Here is a 16,824-nt window from a genome sequence, read left to right on the forward strand (position 1 = left end):
CGGGGGCGTGGGTGCAGTGCGGTGCGCCGCTGGGGTGAGGACCTGATCGCTCTGACCCCCTTCCCGGGACAACCTGAGGTCGAATTCGGGCTCGGTGTGTCCTGGGAAGGGGGTGGACACGTCTGGAGTGGCGCTCAGGCGCGGCGGGGGCGGCCCTGCTTGAGGCTGACCTGGATGGTGCGGCCCTCGGCACGGGTCTGCAGATAGGGCTGCTCGGCCACCAGGGTGGAGAGCTTCTGGTGCCCGAAGTCGCGCGGATCGAAGTCCACATGGGCGCGGGAGAGATGCTGGCCGACCTGGCCCAGCGAGGTCCAGCCGTCATCACCTGAGGTGGCGTTGACGGCCTTGACCAGGGCCGACTGCAGGTTGATGCGGGGGGCCTCCTCGGCCGAGTCCTGGCCTCGACCGTTGCCGCCGCCGGAGCCTCCCCGGCGGCCCGAGCCGCGCGAATCCGGGGGAGTGGGATCCTCACCCTGGCTGCGCGCCTGAGGTGACCGGCCGTCGTCGGGAATCTCGGCCTCAGCCTCCTCCGAGGCGCCCAGCAGCTCCAGGTAGACGAACTGGTCCACGGCGTTGCGCAGGGAGGCCGGGGTCTTGCGCTCGCCGAGGCCGATCACGCGCTTGCCGGACTCGCGCAGTCGGGTGGCCAGGCGGGTGAAGTCCGAGTCCGAGGAGACCAGCGCGAAGGCGTCCACGTGGCCCATCCAGAGCAGGTCCATGGCGTCGATGATCAGTGCGGAGTCGGTGGAGTTCTTGCCGTAGGTGTAGGCGAACTGCTGGACCGGCTGGATGGCGAGATCGTTCAGGGCCTTCTTCCAGCCGCCCAGGTTGGTGGTGGTCCAGTCCCCGTAGGCCCGCTTGATGGTGGGGATCCCGTGTGTGGCCAGCTCCTCCAGGACGGCGGCGGCGTGGGTGGGCGAGACGTTGTCGCAGTCGATCAGGACGGCGATGCGCGTGGCAGAGGTGCTGGGAGAGGACATGGCTCCAGCGTAGTGGGCCGCTCAGCCGCGGCGGAGGTCCCGCACCGTGCCCAGGGACCGGAACCCCGCGGCACGGTAGGTGGCGAGGGCCGCTGGGTTTGAATCCTCCGCGGCCACCACGGCGCTGGAGGCTCCGGCCAGCTGGAGCGCTCGTGCCCCGGCCACCGTGATGGCGGTGCCGTATCCATGGCCGTGATGGTCGCGGTGGACGCCCATGGGTTCGATCAGTCCGGGCCTGCCCTGGCCGGCACTCCAGACGGTGGCGACGGCGACGGGTTGTCCCTGCTCGTCGTACCCCATCAGGCACTGCGCACGGTCGGCCAAGGGGCCGGTCAGCATGGTCCCCCACCGCGAGGTGAACCGGTCGCGGCGCTCGCCGGTGAACGGGGTGCCCTGGAATGCCGACCAGTGGACGCTCGTCCAGTCCTCAGCGGCTTCCAGGCCGACACGCTCGACACGCAGGGTTCTGGTGGGGAGCGGGAGCCGGGTGACTGACAGATCCAGGGCGAGGGGACTCCAGGGCTCATCATCCGTCCAACCACTGGCGATGAGCAGGCGCCGCAGGGCGGTGGCTCCCCGGGCTTCGACCAGCCACTCCCCGTCAGAGAACAGGTCCTGGGCGGAGTCCTCCAGTGTGCAGGCGAGGTGCGCGGCGGCGTCATCGTCGTCAGCTGCCGCCAGGTCCAGCGCCAGACGCAGGACACCGTCATCGATCAGGCCGACGGCCACCGTGCGCGCGCCCACGGACCAGACACGCAGGTCCTCCGCGGTGGCCTCGGCGCCCACCAGTGTCCGCCAGCCCAGATCGCCGGGGTGTAGGTGCCCGACCCACGGGTCGGTCTGCCAGGTGCTCATCAGATCGGCGATCCGGACGAGTTCCGCCCCGGAAGGAGTCCTCAGTTTTAGCCGCATGGCCACAGTCAACACCACGATGCGGACAGGACAGGGGGGGCGGCCTCGTCCATGCAACCGCGTGGAACGTCACCTTGAGTCCCAGTGCATCGGACACTTTGAGCACGGTCTTTCACGTCGGATTGCCCTGATCTGACAGCGCTTTGTACAGCCCGTCACGGCTCATTCCCACGCGACGGGCGAGCTCGCCCATGTTCCCGGAGCGTGCGATCACCCCCAGTGCACGGGGCACTGCGGTGGGATCCTCTGCCGATTCATCCAGAGCAATCTGGAGATACGAGACGACATCCTCGACGACATCCATGAGCATCTCGAGGAGGACTACGGCCCTGGCTGGTACAGCGTCGAAGCGTTGCTCTCAGGTTGCTTCGAGGTCGTTGACTCCCACGTGGGGCGGACGGGGATCTACGGCTCCTCTGCTGGCACGGGACCAGACCGAGACCGGCTGTGGAACCAGCTTGACCACGGCACAGAGCCGCACGAGCGGAACGGTGCTGCAGACTGCTGACGCGCGACGACGAAGGGCGTGCCCGCCGATGTCAGACTGGGAGTCATGACCGCCGCAGCCTCCAGCCCCACTTCACGACCTCGCGGCGTCGGGCTGCCCTGGTGGGGGATGCTCTGGGCGCTGCTCACGCTCGTCTTCGGCGGCACGGCCCTGCACCAGGCCACGGTCCAGCCCAGCCACCCGGTCACCTTCCGCATCCAGGAGGACCTCCAGTTCGCCGATCCGGCCCTGGGAAACCTGAACATCACCCAGGAGACGGTCGACCTCACCGCCGAGCAGCACGGACTGCTCACCTATGAGCCGCTGACCGTGGAGGTCGTGGACCGGCAGCTCTCCTGGCAGGAACGTCAGGGCGGGGAGTCCCCGCAGGAGGGGCCCGACGACGGCCAGTCACCTCCCGCAGACATCCTCCTGAGCGTGGGGGAACCTGAGCTGCTCACCGAGCTGACCCTGCCCCCGCACACCCCGATCGCTATCCGCCGGGAGTTCAGCGACGCGCAGGAGCAGTTCACCACGAGCACAGCGATCGTGGAGGTCCTCCAGCGCAACATCACCGCCGGCCACGGTCCCGGAGCCGTGGTGGCCGCCGCCGAGATGGCCGCCACCCGGCTCCACGGGCAGCCGATGCCCCTGCCGTGGGCAGCAGCCGCCGGCATCACCCTGGGGTTCACGTTCTTCTCCTTCCTGGGCTGGTACCGCCGCCGTTCAGCCCGGGAAGCCCTCCTGCGCACCCTGACCACCGCGCAGCATCGCCTGGCTCGCGTGGTGCTGGATCTCGAGGCGCTCGAGGCCACGTATCACGCCGTGGACCAGCAGAGCCTGCCGGACTCCGTGCAGCAGACCTGGGATCGGCTGCAGCAGACCACCCGGAGGATGCTGGAGCAGCAGCCCGCGCTGGAAGCCGCCGTCCACCGGGGTGATCCGGTGGGGGAGGACACCGCTGACCGGGACACCGTCTACCCCCTGGAGTGGTTCGCCGACGACGCCATGGAGCTCACCGCCCTGGCCAACTCCCTGATGGAGTCGGTCTCCGTGCACGGCGGGCTGGCCGGCTCCAACCGTCCTCTGGAACAGCTGCTCGCCCCCATCCACGCGGCGGTCCGCGAACTGGAGACCCGTCTGGACGAGGTCCTCGGTCAGACCCCGTGGACCGAGCCAGCGGGGCTGACCACGGCCGATCGGACGGCGCTGTCTGCACGGCTGGCCGAGATCCTGCAGGCCCGTGGCGAACTCCTGGCCCTGGCCGGAACCCGGTCCACTCAGGGGCAGGACCTGCCGCCGGCCCAGCTGCTGGCGCAGTGGCAGACGGCAGAGCAGCGGCTGCTGAAAGCCACCCGCAGTGCGGCCCACCGCCTGCGCCGCCGGGGCGGCCGGGTGATCATCCACCTGCGCGATGTCCGCCATCTGACCGAGCAGCAGCTGGCCCGCCGCCTGGCCGAGCACGCCACCCCGCAGGACTCCGGCCTCACCGCTCAGCAGGAACGCGCCCGGCTGCGCGAAGCGCTCGGGCTGCCCACGGACCAGGCCGAACGTCCTCTGGATGCCCTGGAGTCGGCCTGCCTGGTGGCCCGCGCCCGCTTGGGGGACCACCCGCAGCTGGACGCCACCGGGCCACGGCTGGAGGTCCCCGGGGTCAGACCTGAGGGCGAGCGCATCACCCCGCTGTATGCACCCACGAAGAACGAGCTGCGCGAGCGCGAGCGCAAGAGGACCAACCGGGGCATGGCGGTCTGGTCCGCCGGTGTCCTGGCCGTGTTCGCGCTCGCCGTGGGTACCGGGTGGTGGGCAGCCACCACCGTGAACGAAAGCCGCCCGTTCTTCGAGCTCACCGGAGAGGAGCAGCTGGCCGGACTCACTATCGACGACCTCACGGGCAATGAACTGGATCTGAGCGAGGAGTCACTGCGCACCCACCTGGAGGACCGTTTCACCGAACCGGTGCATCTGACCTTCGCCGTCCGGTATCTGGGCAATTACCTCTACGCTCGGCCGAACCCGGACCGTGAGGACTACCTGCAGTTGGACTACCCCGAGTCCGTGGCGGCCATGTGGGATCTGAAGGAGGAGTTCCCCGAGCACACAGACCCGGTGACGGGGGAGATTCGTCCGGGGCAGGTGATCCTCCCGGTGATGGTCCTCCCTGGCGAGGGCTACGCCGTTCTTCCCCCTCTCACCGGGACGCTGAGCCTGGGGGATCAGGCGCGCTTGGGCGCCTACCACTTCCAGCTGTCCGAGCCGCTGGTGCGGCCCACCGAGGACTCCCGGCTGCTCACCTATGAGATCGAAGGGGTCTCCCGGGCCCTGCAGGCCAACGCCGTCTACCTGGACCAGACCGATCCGGACACCCTGTTCTGGGTGGTCTTCGGCGCCGTCTCCACACTGGGCATGGCCGCCCACCGCATCCTGGAGTGGGTCGGTCGGATGGCCGCGGGGCTGGGCGGATTCGGCCGTCACGGTGCGCGCCTGCGCGAGGCCGCTCGCCGGGCGAACCTGCTGGCCCTGGACGCGGACGACTCCCGTCAGTTCGCCGTGGCGGTGGGGGACACCGAGGAGGCGGTGGGCCAGCGGCTGTTCGAACGCACTCTGGTGCTGGCTCTGCGCGAGGTCGAGTCTCTGCGCATGGTGCCCCGCGCCGAACGGCTCAGCAAGGAGTACGCCCACCGGGTGGAGATGCTGGAGCGGCGCGTCCACATGCTCGAGCACTGGGATCAGCAGACCGCCGACCGCACCGAGGAGCTGCTCGCCGCCGCCCGCGAGCGATGGTGAGCCGCTCCGCCCGCGCCTGCACCTCCACCCCCTCGCGCCGCCACCGGGCCCCCGCCCGGGGCGAGGCTCACTAGACTGGTGAGATGCCGTCGTCGTGAAGTCCCCGGTGACGCGCGCCCACCCGCCCTCGACCCAAGGATGGATGCCAGCCTCATGGCCTTCCCCACTCATCGTCCCCGCCGACTGCGCCAGAACCCGGCCTTCCGCCGACTGGTGGCTGAGGTCCGGCTGCACCCGGCCGAGCTGATCCTGCCGGTGTTCATCAAGGAGGGGGCCGCCGAGCCGATCCAGATCACCTCCATGCCCGGCGTGGTCCAGCACACCGAGGACTCGCTCAAGGCCGCCGCCGCCGAGGCGGTGGAGCTGGGCCTGGGCGGGATCATGATCTTCGGTGTGCCCGAGCACCATGACGCCCGCGGTTCCGGTGCCGTGGACCCGGACGGCGTGCTGAACAGGGCCATCGCCTCCGTGAAGTCCGAGGTGGGCGAGGGCCTGGTAGTGATGTCGGACCTGTGCCTGGACGAGTTCACCGATCACGGCCACTGCGGGGTGCTCACCGAGTCCGGTGCCGTGGACAATGACGCCACCCTGGAGATCTACGCGCAGATGGGTGTGGCCCAGGCCGAGGCCGGCGCGGACATGGTGGGCCCCTCCGGGATGATGGACGGCCAGGTCGCGGTGATCCGCCAGGCCCTGGACGAGGCCGGACACCAGGACACCGCCATCCTGGCCTACGCCGCCAAGTACTCCTCCGCGTTCTACGGGCCCTTCCGCGAGGCCGTGGACTCCCGGCTCTCCGGGGACCGCAAGACCTACCAGATGGACCCGGCCAACCGCCGCGAGGCCATGCTCGAGGTCTCCCTGGACCTGGAGGAGGGCGCCGACCTGGTCATGGTCAAGCCGGCCATGAGCTACTTGGACATCCTGCGGGACATTGCCGAGATCTCCGACGTCCCGGTCTCGGCGTACCAGATCTCCGGAGAGTACGCGATGATCGAGGCCGCCGCCGCCAACGGGTGGATCGACCGGGACAAGGCGATCGTGGAGTCCGTCCTATCCATCCGCCGTGCCGGAGCCGACTCCGTGCTGACATACTGGGCCGCCGAACTGGGCCGCTGGATCAAGGAAGGCCGCATCTGATGACCGAGAACCTGCAGAACACCACTTTCCCGACGACGAACGCCGAGCAGTACGAGGCCGCGCGTTCCGTGATGCCCGGCGGGGTGAACTCCCCGGTGCGTGCGTTCGGATCCGTGGGCGGCACCCCGCGTACCATGGTCAAGGCCGCCGGCCCGTACCTGACCGATGTGGAGGGCACCGAGTACGTGGACCTGGTCTGCTCCTGGGGTCCGATGCTGCTGGGCCACAACCACCCCGCCGTGGTGGAGGCCGTGCACCGGGCCGTGGACGCCGGACTGTCCTTCGGCGCCTCCACGCCGGACGAGGCCCGCCTGGGCCGGCTGATCATGGACCGGGTCCCCGTGGAACATGTGCGCATGGTCTCCACCGGCACCGAGGCCACCATGACCGCCATCCGCCTGGCCCGCGGCGCCACCGGACGCAACCTCGTGGTGAAGTTCGCCGGCTGCTACCACGGCCACTCGGACGGACTGCTGGCCGCTGCCGGCTCCGGACTGGCCACCCAGTCCCTGCCCGGCTCGGCCGGAGTGACCGAGGCCCAGGCCGCCGAGACCCTGGTGCTGCCGTACAACGACCGTGCCGCCCTGGAGGCCGCGTTCGCCCAGCACGGCGATCGGATCGCCGCCGTCATCACCGAGGCCGCCCCCTGCAATATGGGAGTCGTCACCCCTCAGGACGGCTTCAACCTGTTCCTGCGGCAGATCACCCAGGACCACGGCGCGCTGCTGATCTGGGACGAGGTGCTCACCGGGTTCCGTGCTTCGGACACCGGATACTGGGGACTGTCCGGACGGCTGGAGGGCTGGACCCCGGACCTGTGGACCTTCGGCAAGGTGATCGGCGGCGGACTGCCCACGGCAGCTGTGGCCGGACGCGCCGAGCACATGGACCTGCTGGCACCGCTGGGCCCGGTCTACCAGGCCGGCACGCTCTCCGGGAACCCGGTGGCCATGGCCTCCGGTCTGGCCACGCTGGAGAACGCCACCGCCGAGGTGTACGAGACCATCGGACGCCGCTCCGAGCAGCTGGAGTCCATGCTGGTGGATGCGCTGAACGCTGAGGGCGTGGACCACTCCATTCAGCGTGCCGGGACCCTGTTCTCGGTGGCGTTCGGCACCTCGGAGAACGGCGTGCACAACTACGCCGACGCCCAGGGCCAGGAGGCGTTCCGCTACGGTCCGTTCTTCCACGCCATGCTCGAGCACGGGGTGTACCTGCCCCCGAGCGTGTTCGAGGCCTGGTTCGTCTCCGCCGCCCATGACGACGCCGCCATGGAACGCATCGGAGCCGCCCTGCCGCACGCCGCGAAGGCAGCCGCCGCCGCCCAGGCCTGAGCCCGTCTGAACCGTTCGTCTCACCCTCTGCGACTCGTCAGGCCGGCAACCGCTCTGACGAGTCGCAGAGGGTGAGACGTTTGGGCGACTCGCGTCAGTCCACCGCCCGCGGGGCGCGGTCCATCAGATAGTGGTGGATCCACTCCCGGGTCTGGTCCAGACATGACGGGGTGACAGTACCGGCCAGGCGGTCCAGGCAATCCCTGGAGACCACGCGGATCTGTTCGGACACGGCGAAGCTCTGACCGGACAGGTCGACCTGCCCCTGGATGGGAACGTGGTTCGGCCATCCGCGGTCGGTGGTCGTCAGTGGGACCACCAGGGCGAGCGTGGTCATCAGCTCCAGATAGTCCGAACCAGCCACGATCATCACCGGACGTCGACCTGCCTGCTCTCGACCCACCGAAGGGTCGGGCCGCGCCCACCAGACCTGCCCGGGAGACAGATCCACCGTCACGTCCACGCCCCGGATTGCCACTGACCGGCTTCGTCCCGGTACTGGCGATCCGGCGGGGTGAGCTCCATGGCACGCCGAAGCTCCTCGAACCGCAGTCGGCGCTCCTCGTCCGCAGCGAGCTGCTCCAGGTGGGCACCCAGGGTTCGACCGGCAGCTGCGGCCTGTCCCTTGAGGATGTTTCGCAGCTCAGCGGAGACCTTGATCGTGGTGAGGGTCATACCAGAAGTATGACCGTTCGAGCGAGGGGCGCTCAAGGTCTGGGCCTCACTGCGCGGATGCGCACGGCACAGCAACGGGCGTGAACTCGCCCTGCTCCTGCCGGAATGCGTCACGCCTGCGACTTTGCGTACCGACTGCCGGTACGACAAGTCGCAGAGGTGACGCAGAACGCCGGGGCAGCGTCCAGACGGCCACGGCACCCCCACAACGAGGCCGGCCCAGCACCTGCCCAGCGTGGTGCTGGGAGGTGCTGGGCCGTCGTCGGGAAGCCGGCGGAGCCGGGTCCGGAGCTGCGGGCGTGCCTGCCGGATCAGAAGGCCGGGGTCACGTCACCGTTGGGCCAGGTCTCCTCGATGTAGTCCTTGACCTCCGGGGAGTGGAGCAGCTCGTCGAGCTTCTCGATGGCCGGGGTCTTCTCGCCCGCGCGCCAGGCCAGGAAGTTGGCGTAGGGGTTGTTCTCCACCGACTCCACGATCACGGCGTCATCCGTGCTCATCCCGGCCTGCAGGATGAAGTTGCCGTTGATGATGGCCAGGTCGATCTGCGGGTCCTGGACGATCTGGACCAGGATCTCGGGCTGGTTCTCCTCGAACTTCAGGCCCTTGGGGTTCTGCTCGTCGGTCAGGGACAGGGCGGCGGAGTCCTCTTCGATCCCGGAGAGCAGCCCGGCGGTCTCGAGCATCTTCAGGGCGCGGGGCTGGTTGCCCGGGTCATTGGTGATGGCGATGGTGGCGCCGTCCGGGATGGACTCGGGGGAGTCGTGCTTCTCCGAGAACCCGGCGTAGGGCTCGATGTGCACCCCGGCGCCGTGCTCGAACTCGTAGCCCTTCTCCTTGACCTGGGCGTTGAAGAACGGCTCGTGCATGTAGTAGTTCGCGTCCGTGGAGCCCTCATCCAGGGAGATGTTGGGCAGCTGGTAGTCGTCGAACTCCTCGATCTCCAGGTCGATCCCGGCGTCCTCGGCCAGGTTCTCGTCCACGAACTCCAGCACGCGGGCGTGCGGGACCGGGTTGGCGCCGACCTTGACCACGGTGCGGTTGGCCGGGTCCAGGGTGGCGTCAGCGGACGGGGCGGTGTCCCCGCCACCGGCGCCGCAGGCGGCCAGTGCGCCGGCCAGGGTCAGTCCGCCCAGGCCCAGCAGCAGGCGGCGGTTCAGGGGAGTGCGGGGGGTGTTCAGATTCGACTGGTTCGACATGGTCTTGGCCTTTCGTGCCGAGGGTGCGGAGGGGTACAGGAAGGTCAGAGGTATAGGACGTTCAGGGTGTGCAGGAGGTCAGGACGTGCGGCCGGGGCCGTGCCCGTCAGCGGTGGTCCACGCGGCGGATGATCAGGTCGCCGATCCACTGGATCAGCTGGACCAGCAGGACGATGATCACGATGATCACCAGCATCACGCCGGGGTCCCAGCGCTGGTAGCCGTAGTTGTAGGCCAGTCGGCCCAGGCCGCCGCCGCCGATCAGACCGGCCATGGCCGAGTAGCCCACCAGGGTGACCAGCGTGGTGGTCACCGAGGCGACCAGGCCCGGCATGGCCTCCGGGAGCATGACCTTGCGGATGATCTGACCGCGCGTGGAACCCATCACCCGGGCGGCGTCCACCGTCCCTGAGGGCACCTCCCGCAGCGAGGTCTCCACCAGACGCGCGAAGAACGGCACGGTGGCGATCGTCAGAGACACGCAGGCGGCGATCGGCCCGATGGCCGTGCCCACCAGCCACTGCGTGAACGGGATCAGCGCGAGCATCAGGATGGCGTACGGGATGGAGCGGGTAATGTTCACGACCACCGCGGAGAGCAGCGCGTTCAGCCAGCGCACGGGGCGCAGTCCCGCGGGGGAGGTGACGTGCAGGACCACGCCCAGGGCGCCGCCGATCAGCACGGTCAGCACTCCGGAGATCGCCACCATCTGCAGGGTCTCCACCAGTGCCTCGGGCAGCGCGTTGGTGGTGACGGGGTTCTCGATCAGTTCGGTCAACCAGTTCACTGGGCACCTCCGAGGGTCTGGGCGGTGTCCTGGGCGGCCTCCAGCTGGGTGCGTGTGCGCACCTGGGCCCGGAAGTCCCACTCCTTCAGGAAGTCCACGACGACGGCCGCATCAGCGGGTGCTTCGGCACCGGCAGGTCTGGGGCCGGGATCCGGCAGGGAGAGCAGATAGTGGGAGAAGCGCTCCCCGGCCAGGTCCTCGATGGACCCGGCGACCACCCGGACGGGCTGGTCGAAGCGGTTCTCGATCAGGCTGGCCACCGGGATGCCGGCGCTCTCACCGCGGCCGAGCACCTCCACGAGGGTGCCCTCGGTGTCCAGGGCGGACTCGGGCAGGGGCAGCAGCGCCGCGGAGAGCCGGTGGTCCAAGCGGGAGGCCACATCGGCCAGGGGACCGCCCTCCACGATCCGTCCAGCCTCCAGCAGGGAGACGGAGTCGCAGAGGCGCTTGACCACGTGCATCTCATGGGTGATGACCAGCACGGTCAGCCCCAGGCGGGAGGAGAGGCCCCGGATCAGCTCCAGGATCCCGTCCGTGGTGGCCGGGTCCAGGGCAGAGGTGGGCTCATCGCACAGCAGGATGTCCGGCTCGGTGGCCAGGGCCCGGGCGATGCCCACGCGCTGACGCTGGCCGCCGGAGAGCTGGGCGGGGTAGGAGTTCTCGAAGCCCTCCAGGCCCACCAGGCTCAGCAGCTCCTGGGCGCGGGCCCGGCGTGCGGTCTTGTCCTTGCCGGTGACCTCCAGCGGGTAGGCCACGTTGTCCAGGGCGGTGCGGGAGGAGAGCAGATTGGCGTGCTGGAAGACCATGCCGATCCGCCGGCGGGCCTTCAGCAGGTCCCGGTCGCTGACGGAAGCGAGGTCAGCACCGTTGATGGACACGCTGCCCTCGGTGGGCCGGTCCAGCAGGGTCAGGCAGCGCACCAGGGTGGACTTGCCGGCGCCGGAGTGCCCGATGATCCCGTGCACGTCACCGGCGGGGACCTCCAGGTCCACGCCGTCCAAGGCGGTGATGGTGCGCGAGCCCTGGGGGTAGAGCTTGCGCAGTCCCCGGATGGAGATCATCGGCGCCGCAGTCGCGGCAGAGCCGGGCGGGGTGTTTCGGGCAACGTCAGACACAGTGGAAACTCCTTCCATCGTTCCTGGCGGTAGCACCTGCGCCGGCCCCTGTGGGGGTGCGTGGTTGCTGCGGCGTCCTCGATCCAGGTCTCTCAGCCGCTCTTGATGGGATGCGGTCCGCTGGGCGTGGACCGGTGGGTCTCACGCCGGCAACGTGCCGCGTCGAGTCAGTCTAGCGGCCGAGGGGCCCGCTCATGCGCACTGTGTCCTCTACGTCACAACGCACGCTGGACGGGCCACTCACCTTTGACCACGGCGGCGGGGTCCTTGCGGCGCAGGTACTCCTGGAAGCTGGCCGACTGCTCGGCCTTCCACCGGATCTGCTCTTCATGCAGCTGCTCGAGGGCCACCCGGACCTGCGGGTAGCGCCGGGCCAGGGCATCAGCCACCCCGACGGCGGCCAGCGAGTCAGCCGCGGAGGTATGGGCATCCAGCAGGGGCACCCCGTAATGGGCGCTGACGTCCGTCAGGGTCCGCTTGCCCTTGCGGAAACGGTCCACCTGCTTGTCGATCACATACGGATCCACCACCGGGACAGGGGAGAGCGGGGGCAAGCCATGACGGACCAGCTCCCGGTCCATCACCGTGAAGTCGTAGACGGCGTTGAACGCAATCACCGGGATGCCGGTGGTGAACATGTCCCGCAGGGTCTCACCGATCTCGGCTACCGCCACCGGGGCGGGCATGCCCTCGGCCTGGGCCTTCTCCGTGGTGACCCCGTGCACGGCAGCGGCCTCGGCGGGGATCGGCACTCCCGGGTCCACCAGCCACTCATAGGAGGCGGCCGGCTGACCCGTGGGGTCCACGAGCACCAGGGAGGCGGTCACGATCCGCGCGGTGTGCGGGTCACGCCCCGTGGTCTCCAGATCGAAACCGGCACGCAATCGCTCATGCCAGGGGCCGTCGTCGTGCCCAGGGGGAACGGTGGCGGGCGCGGCGGGCTCAGGGGCGGCAGGCTGTTCGAAGCTCACCTGGCCCACGCTACCGGCAGGGACGGACATCGTGACGTCACCCACAGGGGGATGTGCACGCCTACCCTGGACGGATGCGCCCGTTGAGCATCGAGCCCGGCCCCGGGATCCCCGGGGGAGCTGTGGTGCCCGCGGCCGAGCTCACGGAGCAGTTCGCGCGCTCGTCCGGACCCGGCGGGCAGGGCGTGAACACCACGGACAGCAAGGTCCAGCTCTTCCTGGACCTGGCCACCACCACGGCGTTCACCGAGGCCCAGCGCCAGCGGGTGCTGCGGAACCTGGAGCATCGGCTGGCCGGCACGGTCCTGATGGTGGAGGCCTCCGAGCAGCGCGCCCAGGTGCGGAACCGGACCGCCGCCCGCCAACGGATGGCCGAGCTGTTGCGTGAGGCCCTGGCCCCACCACCCCCGGCGCGGCGGGCCACCCGTCCCACCCGGGGATCGGTGCGGCGCCGACTGGCGGCCAAGCAGCGCCGCTCCGAGATCAAGGATGCCCGGCGCAAGCCCCGCGACGACTGACCCTGTGACGTTACGGAGCCCACCCGGATTCGTGGTCCAGCTCACTCTGTGTCTAGGGTGGGCCTCGGACACGGGGTGCGCCTGTCCGGTGCTGAGAACAGACCCGTGGAACCTGATCTAGTTCGTACTAGCGAAGGGATGTCCTCGTGGCTTCTTCGTACCCTGCCCACCTCTCCTCACGCACTGCGGCTGTTCCCCGGGTGCTCTCGATCGCCGGGACGGACCCCTCCGGGGGTGCCGGAACATCCGCCGACCTGAAGTCCATCACCGCCGCCGGGGGCTACGGGATGAGCGTGGTCACCGCCCTGGTGGCACAGAACACCCACGGTGTGCGTGCCATCCACACCCCGCCCAGCGACTTCCTCACCGCCCAACTCAGAGCCGTCAGCGACGACGTCACCCTGGACGCGGTCAAGACCGGGATGCTGGGCACCGCCGAGACCATCGCCGCGGTCTCCACCTGGCTGGACGAGCACCAGCCGCAAGTGCTGGTGGTGGACCCAGTCATGGTGGCCACCAGCGGGGACCGACTCCTGGAGCCGGACGCCGAAGAGGCCATGGTCCAGTTCTGCCACCGCGCCACCGTGGTCACCCCCAACATCCACGAACTCGCCGTGCTGACCGGTGAGGACTGTGCGCAGGATGAGCAGCAGGCCCTCGCCCAGGCTCGCCGCTGGTCCGCGCAGACCGGTGTGGCCGTCGTCGTGAAGACCGGGCATCTGACCTCACGCCGGGTGACCAACACCTGGATGACGCCCGACGGGACGCAGACCCCCGTGGAGTCCACCCGACTGGACACCACCAGCACCCACGGCACCGGCTGCTCACTGGCTGCCGCCCTGGCCACCCGGCTGGGCCGCGGGGACACCCCGGAGGCGGCGCTGACCTGGGCCACCGACTGGCTGCACGAGTCGATCGCGCACGGGGCCGCACTGCAGGTGGGATCCGGGCACGGCCCCGTGGACCACTCCCACCGCGCTCGCCGGCTCCAGGCCGCCGGGCTGGCCACACCGTGGCTGGCACCGGACACCGTGCCCGCCGCGCTGGAGTCACCGGAACAGCTCGCCGCCGTGACGGTGGGCGTGAACCCGAGCGAACCGATCCACGCCGCCGTGCCCGCGGCAGGACCCTGGACGGCATCACTCTGGGCCGCCGGGCAGTCCATCACCGCCCAGATCGCCGACTGCGACTTCGTCACCGGCCTGGTGGACGGCACGCTCTCGGACCGCTCCTTCCGGTTCTACCTGGCCCAGGACGCGCTGTACCTGGGGCAGTACGCCCGCGCCCTGGCCGCGCTGGCCGCCCGATCCGAGGGACTTCAGGCGCAGGTGTTCTGGGCCGAGAGCGCCGCCGGGTGCCTGAAGGACGAGGCCGAGCTGCACCGGACCTGGCTCGGGGAGGGGCTGGAGACGGTCAGCGGTCCGGTGACCCGGGCCTACACCGACTTCCTGGTGGCCACCGCGCTGGGGCAGGACCGTGTGGTGGGCGCCGCCGCCGTGCTGCCCTGCTTCTGGCTGTACGCCCAGACCGGGGCCACCCTGCCGGAGGTCGCCCAGGAGCACCCCTACGCCGCCTGGCTGGGCACCTACGGGGACCCCGCGTTCGTCACCGCCACGCAGGGCGCGCTGGCCCACGTGGAGCGCGAGTTCGAGCAGGCCTCGCCCACCGCTCGCGCCGAGGCAGCCCGGGCCTACCTGACCGCCTGCCGGCACGAGCTGGAGTTCTTCGACCAGGGCCTGCGGATCGAGCCCGGGCAGTGAGCACCCTGCAGACACAGGGCCCGACGACGGCCACGCACCTTCCGCGGGAAGGTCGCGCCGCGCTGCGGGCAGGGGTGGTGGGCAACTGGATCGACAACATCCACGTCTTCCTGCCGCTGACCGCTCTCGCCCCGGCGATGGTGGTGCTGGCCGGGCCGGCCGCCGCGGCGGGGACCGGGGCGCTGATCGTGATCGCCATGCTGCTGGGTCGGCCGGTGGGCGGGATCGTGTTCGGGCGCCTGGCCGACCGGCTGGGGCGGACCCGGACCACCCGGATCGCGATCGGCGGGACGGCCGCCTGTGCGCTGGCGATCGCGGCCATGCCCACCCATGAGCTGCTGGGCCCGGGCACGGTGGCGCTGATCCTGGCGTTGAGGTTCGTGGGCGGGATCTTCGTGGCAGGGGAGTACTCGGCGGCCATCCCCCTGGCCATGGAGTGGTCCGCACCGCGCCGGCGCGGGCTGATGAGCGGACTGACCCTCTCCATGGCGCCGTGGGCGCAGGCGACCATCGCGTTCAGCGTGGCCGGGCTGCTCGTGCTGCTGGGGCCAGACGCCTACGCCGCGTGGGGCTGGAGACTGCTGTTCGTGCTCGGCGCCCTGCTCTCCGTGGGGATGCTGCTGTACTACCGGCGCCAGGTGGCCGACGCCCCCGTGTTCCACCGCCGGGCCAGCCAGGTCCCGGTCCGCCCGCGCGCCGGACTGAAGGACGTGCTGGCCGGACGGTGGGCGCGTGCGTTCTGGCAGGTGTTCCTGCTGATGACCGGGCTGTGGCTGCTGACCAACAGCACCGTGCTGCTGCTCACCGCCCGCCTGGCCACCGACGCCGGGCTGCCCGCCACCGGGGTGTCCGTGGTGATGGGCGTGGCCTCGGTGTTCCAGGCGATCGCCATGGCCGCCGCCGGGCACCTCTCCAGCTGGACCGGGCGGCGCCGGCTGTTCCTGATCTGGGGCGTGGTGGCCGCGACCCTCGCCCCGTTCGTGTGGTGGCTGGCCGTGACCTCCGGCTCCCTGGTCCAGGCCGCCGCCCTGGCGGCACTGCTGCAGGTGCTGACGGTGGCGGCGTATGGACCAGTGGCGGCCTACCTCTCCGAGCGGTTCCCCACCGAGGTGCGCTCCACCGGCTACGGGATGGGCTACAGCCTCTCCCTGGTGCTGCCCGCGCTCTACCCCTTCTACCTGCCGGTGGTGGAGCCGCTGCTGGGCCGGCACGGCTCGGTCATGGCCATGGTGGTGCTCGGCGGGACACTGCTGGTGCTGGGCGCCGCCCTGGGACCCCGGCTGGCACCGCGGGAGTTCGACGCGGACATCGACACCGTGGCTGCAGGACTCACCGGGGACGTCGCCGTCAGAGGTGCCGATGCGGAAGGATCGAGGGCATGACCCCCACCGCCGACCCGGACCTGCAGCGCGTGCAGCACACCATCCACGCTGTGCGCGAACAGGCGCCCCTGGTGCACTGCATCACCGCCACCGTCTCCATGGGGGTCGTGGCGGACGGACTGCTGGCCGCCGGCGCCCGCCCGATGATGACCGAGACCGCGATCGAGGCTCCCACGCTCACCACGGTGGCGGACGCCCTGCTGATCAACCTCGGCACCCTGAGCACCGACGCCGTCGAGGGGATCCCGGCCACTGTGGAGGTCGCCGTGCGGCAGGACCGCCCGTGGGTGCTGGATCCCACGGCCATCGGCTTGGCACCGGTGCGCACGCCCCTGGCGAGGGAGCTGCTCAACTCTGGGCCCGTCGTCGTGCGTGGCAACGCCTCCGAGGTGCTGGCCCTGGCAGACCAGGGCACCGGGGGCCGCGGTGCGGACTCCGGCGCCACCACGGACGCCGCCCACCAGGCCGCCCTGACGGTGGCCGGGCAGACCGGGGGAGCGGTGGCGGTCTCCGGCGCGGTGGACCTGATCCTGGACGGGCACCGCGAACTCCGGCTGGAGCGCGGCACCCCCCTGCTCACCCGCGTCACCGGGACCGGCTGCCTGCTCGGGGCACTGACGGCAGCCTGCGCGGCCGTGGAGCCGAACCCGGTCCAGGCTGCGCTCGCCGCCACCACCTGGATGGACCTGGCCGGGGAGACCGCCGCCGCACGGGCCGCCGGCCCGGGCAGCTTCCGCATGCACCTGCTGGACGCCCTGGACGAGATCGGACGATGAACCC

Annotated in this window: 16 protein-coding genes and 2 riboswitches; of the genes, 7 read left to right on the forward strand and 9 right to left on the reverse strand. The window is 70.4% G+C overall.

The annotated features are described in order from the left end of the window. Positions 1-134: 134 nt before the first annotated feature. The 3 genes from ACEXHE_RS06655 to ACEXHE_RS06665 all read right to left on the reverse strand — a co-directional run bounded on the left by ACEXHE_RS06655 (position 135) and on the right by ACEXHE_RS06665 (position 2,196). A complete protein-coding gene (locus tag ACEXHE_RS06655) occupies positions 135-980 on the reverse strand; it encodes an NYN domain-containing protein (RefSeq protein WP_374785169.1) in 846 nt (281 codons plus the stop codon). A gap of 21 nt (positions 981-1,001) precedes the next feature. After that, entirely contained in the window at positions 1,002-1,835 is an 834-nt protein-coding gene (locus ACEXHE_RS06660; protein WP_374785170.1) for a GNAT family N-acetyltransferase, read from the reverse strand. Positions 1,836-2,004: 169 nt separating this feature from the next. Then, complete coding sequence (locus ACEXHE_RS06665; RefSeq protein WP_374785171.1) at positions 2,005-2,196, reverse strand: addiction module antidote protein; 192 nt, start codon at positions 2,194-2,196, stop codon at positions 2,005-2,007. A gap of 249 nt (positions 2,197-2,445) precedes the next feature. Here ACEXHE_RS06665 and ACEXHE_RS06670 point away from each other — a divergent pair, with 249 nt between their 5' ends. The 3 genes from ACEXHE_RS06670 (at position 2,446) to hemL (ending at position 7,640) form a co-directional block, all read left to right on the forward strand. Further along, entirely contained in the window at positions 2,446-5,166 is a 2,721-nt protein-coding gene (locus tag ACEXHE_RS06670) for a hypothetical protein (protein WP_374785172.1), read from the forward strand. A 153-nt stretch (positions 5,167-5,319) separates the two neighbouring features. Next, on the forward strand, positions 5,320-6,306 hold the full coding sequence (hemB, locus tag ACEXHE_RS06675) for a porphobilinogen synthase (RefSeq protein ID WP_374785173.1): 987 nt from the start codon (positions 5,320-5,322) through the stop codon (positions 6,304-6,306). Further along, positions 6,306-7,640, forward strand: a complete 1,335-nt coding sequence (hemL, locus tag ACEXHE_RS06680) for a glutamate-1-semialdehyde 2,1-aminomutase (RefSeq protein WP_374785174.1) — start codon at positions 6,306-6,308, stop codon at positions 7,638-7,640. The genes hemB and hemL overlap by 1 nt, the downstream gene beginning before the upstream one ends. Before the next feature lie 94 nt (positions 7,641-7,734). Here the strand turns inward: hemL and ACEXHE_RS06685 are convergent, their stop codons facing one another. The 6 genes from ACEXHE_RS06685 to ACEXHE_RS06710 form a co-directional block, all read right to left on the reverse strand. Further along, positions 7,735-8,091, reverse strand: coding sequence for a type II toxin-antitoxin system PemK/MazF family toxin (locus ACEXHE_RS06685; protein ID WP_374785175.1), 357 nt, complete (start codon positions 8,089-8,091; stop codon positions 7,735-7,737). 2 nt (positions 8,092-8,093) lie between these two features. Next, the gene (locus ACEXHE_RS06690) at positions 8,094-8,315 is read right to left on the reverse strand and encodes a hypothetical protein (protein WP_091693459.1); all 222 of its coding nucleotides are present in this window, start codon (positions 8,313-8,315) and stop codon (positions 8,094-8,096) included. 311 nt (positions 8,316-8,626) lie between these two features. Beyond that, positions 8,627-9,511, reverse strand: a complete 885-nt coding sequence (locus ACEXHE_RS06695; protein WP_374785176.1) for a MetQ/NlpA family ABC transporter substrate-binding protein — start codon at positions 9,509-9,511, stop codon at positions 8,627-8,629. Positions 9,512-9,617: 106 nt separating this feature from the next. Beyond that, positions 9,618-10,298: a methionine ABC transporter permease gene (locus ACEXHE_RS06700; protein ID WP_336705296.1), complete on the reverse strand. Its 681-nt coding sequence runs from the start codon at positions 10,296-10,298 to the stop codon at positions 9,618-9,620. Next, positions 10,295-11,359, reverse strand: a complete 1,065-nt coding sequence (locus ACEXHE_RS06705; RefSeq protein ID WP_374785259.1) for a methionine ABC transporter ATP-binding protein — start codon at positions 11,357-11,359, stop codon at positions 10,295-10,297. Before ACEXHE_RS06705 ends, ACEXHE_RS06700 begins: the two co-directional genes overlap by 4 nt. A gap of 65 nt (positions 11,360-11,424) precedes the next feature. After that, positions 11,425-11,525: riboswitch (SAM riboswitch) on the reverse strand. A 103-nt stretch (positions 11,526-11,628) separates the two neighbouring features. Continuing rightward, a complete protein-coding gene (locus tag ACEXHE_RS06710) occupies positions 11,629-12,384 on the reverse strand; it encodes a 3'-5' exonuclease (protein WP_374785177.1) in 756 nt (251 codons plus the stop codon). A gap of 74 nt (positions 12,385-12,458) precedes the next feature. Between ACEXHE_RS06710 and arfB the strand changes: the two genes are divergently transcribed. The 4 genes from arfB (at position 12,459) to thiM (ending at position 16,820) form a co-directional block, all read left to right on the forward strand. Further along, on the forward strand, positions 12,459-12,902 hold the full coding sequence (gene arfB, locus ACEXHE_RS06715) for an alternative ribosome rescue aminoacyl-tRNA hydrolase ArfB (RefSeq protein WP_356967750.1): 444 nt from the start codon (positions 12,459-12,461) through the stop codon (positions 12,900-12,902). 61 nt (positions 12,903-12,963) lie between these two features. Further along, positions 12,964-13,058: riboswitch (TPP riboswitch) on the forward strand. Further along, the gene (locus ACEXHE_RS06720) at positions 13,049-14,662 is read left to right on the forward strand and encodes a bifunctional hydroxymethylpyrimidine kinase/phosphomethylpyrimidine kinase (protein ID WP_374785178.1); all 1,614 of its coding nucleotides are present in this window, start codon (positions 13,049-13,051) and stop codon (positions 14,660-14,662) included. It overlaps the preceding riboswitch by 10 nt. Further along, the gene (locus ACEXHE_RS06725) at positions 14,659-16,044 is read left to right on the forward strand and encodes an MFS transporter (protein WP_374785179.1); all 1,386 of its coding nucleotides are present in this window, start codon (positions 14,659-14,661) and stop codon (positions 16,042-16,044) included. The genes ACEXHE_RS06720 and ACEXHE_RS06725 overlap by 4 nt, the downstream gene beginning before the upstream one ends. Then, complete coding sequence (gene thiM / locus ACEXHE_RS06730; protein WP_374785180.1) at positions 16,041-16,820, forward strand: hydroxyethylthiazole kinase; 780 nt, start codon at positions 16,041-16,043, stop codon at positions 16,818-16,820. The genes ACEXHE_RS06725 and thiM overlap by 4 nt, the downstream gene beginning before the upstream one ends. Positions 16,821-16,824: the final 4 nt, after the last annotated feature.

It is taken from the genome of Micrococcus sp. IITD107 (assembly GCF_041927415.1).
GTDB lineage: Bacteria > Actinomycetota > Actinomycetes > Actinomycetales > Micrococcaceae > Citricoccus > Citricoccus terreus.

Coding starts and splice junctions, on each gene's coding strand:
- ACEXHE_RS06655 (WP_374785169.1), bottom strand. CDS start 980: ATGTCCTCTCCCAGCACCTCTGCCACGCGCATCGCCGTCCTGATCGAC.
- ACEXHE_RS06660 (WP_374785170.1), bottom strand. CDS start 1,835: ATGAGCACCTGGCAGACCGACCCGTGGGTCGGGCACCTACACCCCGGC.
- ACEXHE_RS06665 (WP_374785171.1), bottom strand. CDS start 2,196: ATGGATGTCGTCGAGGATGTCGTCTCGTATCTCCAGATTGCTCTGGAT.
- ACEXHE_RS06670 (WP_374785172.1), top strand. CDS start 2,446: ATGACCGCCGCAGCCTCCAGCCCCACTTCACGACCTCGCGGCGTCGGG.
- hemB (WP_374785173.1), top strand. CDS start 5,320: ATGGCCTTCCCCACTCATCGTCCCCGCCGACTGCGCCAGAACCCGGCC.
- hemL (WP_374785174.1), top strand. CDS start 6,306: ATGACCGAGAACCTGCAGAACACCACTTTCCCGACGACGAACGCCGAG.
- ACEXHE_RS06690 (WP_091693459.1), bottom strand. CDS start 8,315: ATGACCCTCACCACGATCAAGGTCTCCGCTGAGCTGCGAAACATCCTC.
- ACEXHE_RS06695 (WP_374785176.1), bottom strand. CDS start 9,511: ATGTCGAACCAGTCGAATCTGAACACCCCCCGCACTCCCCTGAACCGC.
- ACEXHE_RS06705 (WP_374785259.1), bottom strand. CDS start 11,359: ATGATCTCCATCCGGGGACTGCGCAAGCTCTACCCCCAGGGCTCGCGC.
- arfB (WP_356967750.1), top strand. CDS start 12,459: ATGCGCCCGTTGAGCATCGAGCCCGGCCCCGGGATCCCCGGGGGAGCT.
- thiM (WP_374785180.1), top strand. CDS start 16,041: ATGACCCCCACCGCCGACCCGGACCTGCAGCGCGTGCAGCACACCATC.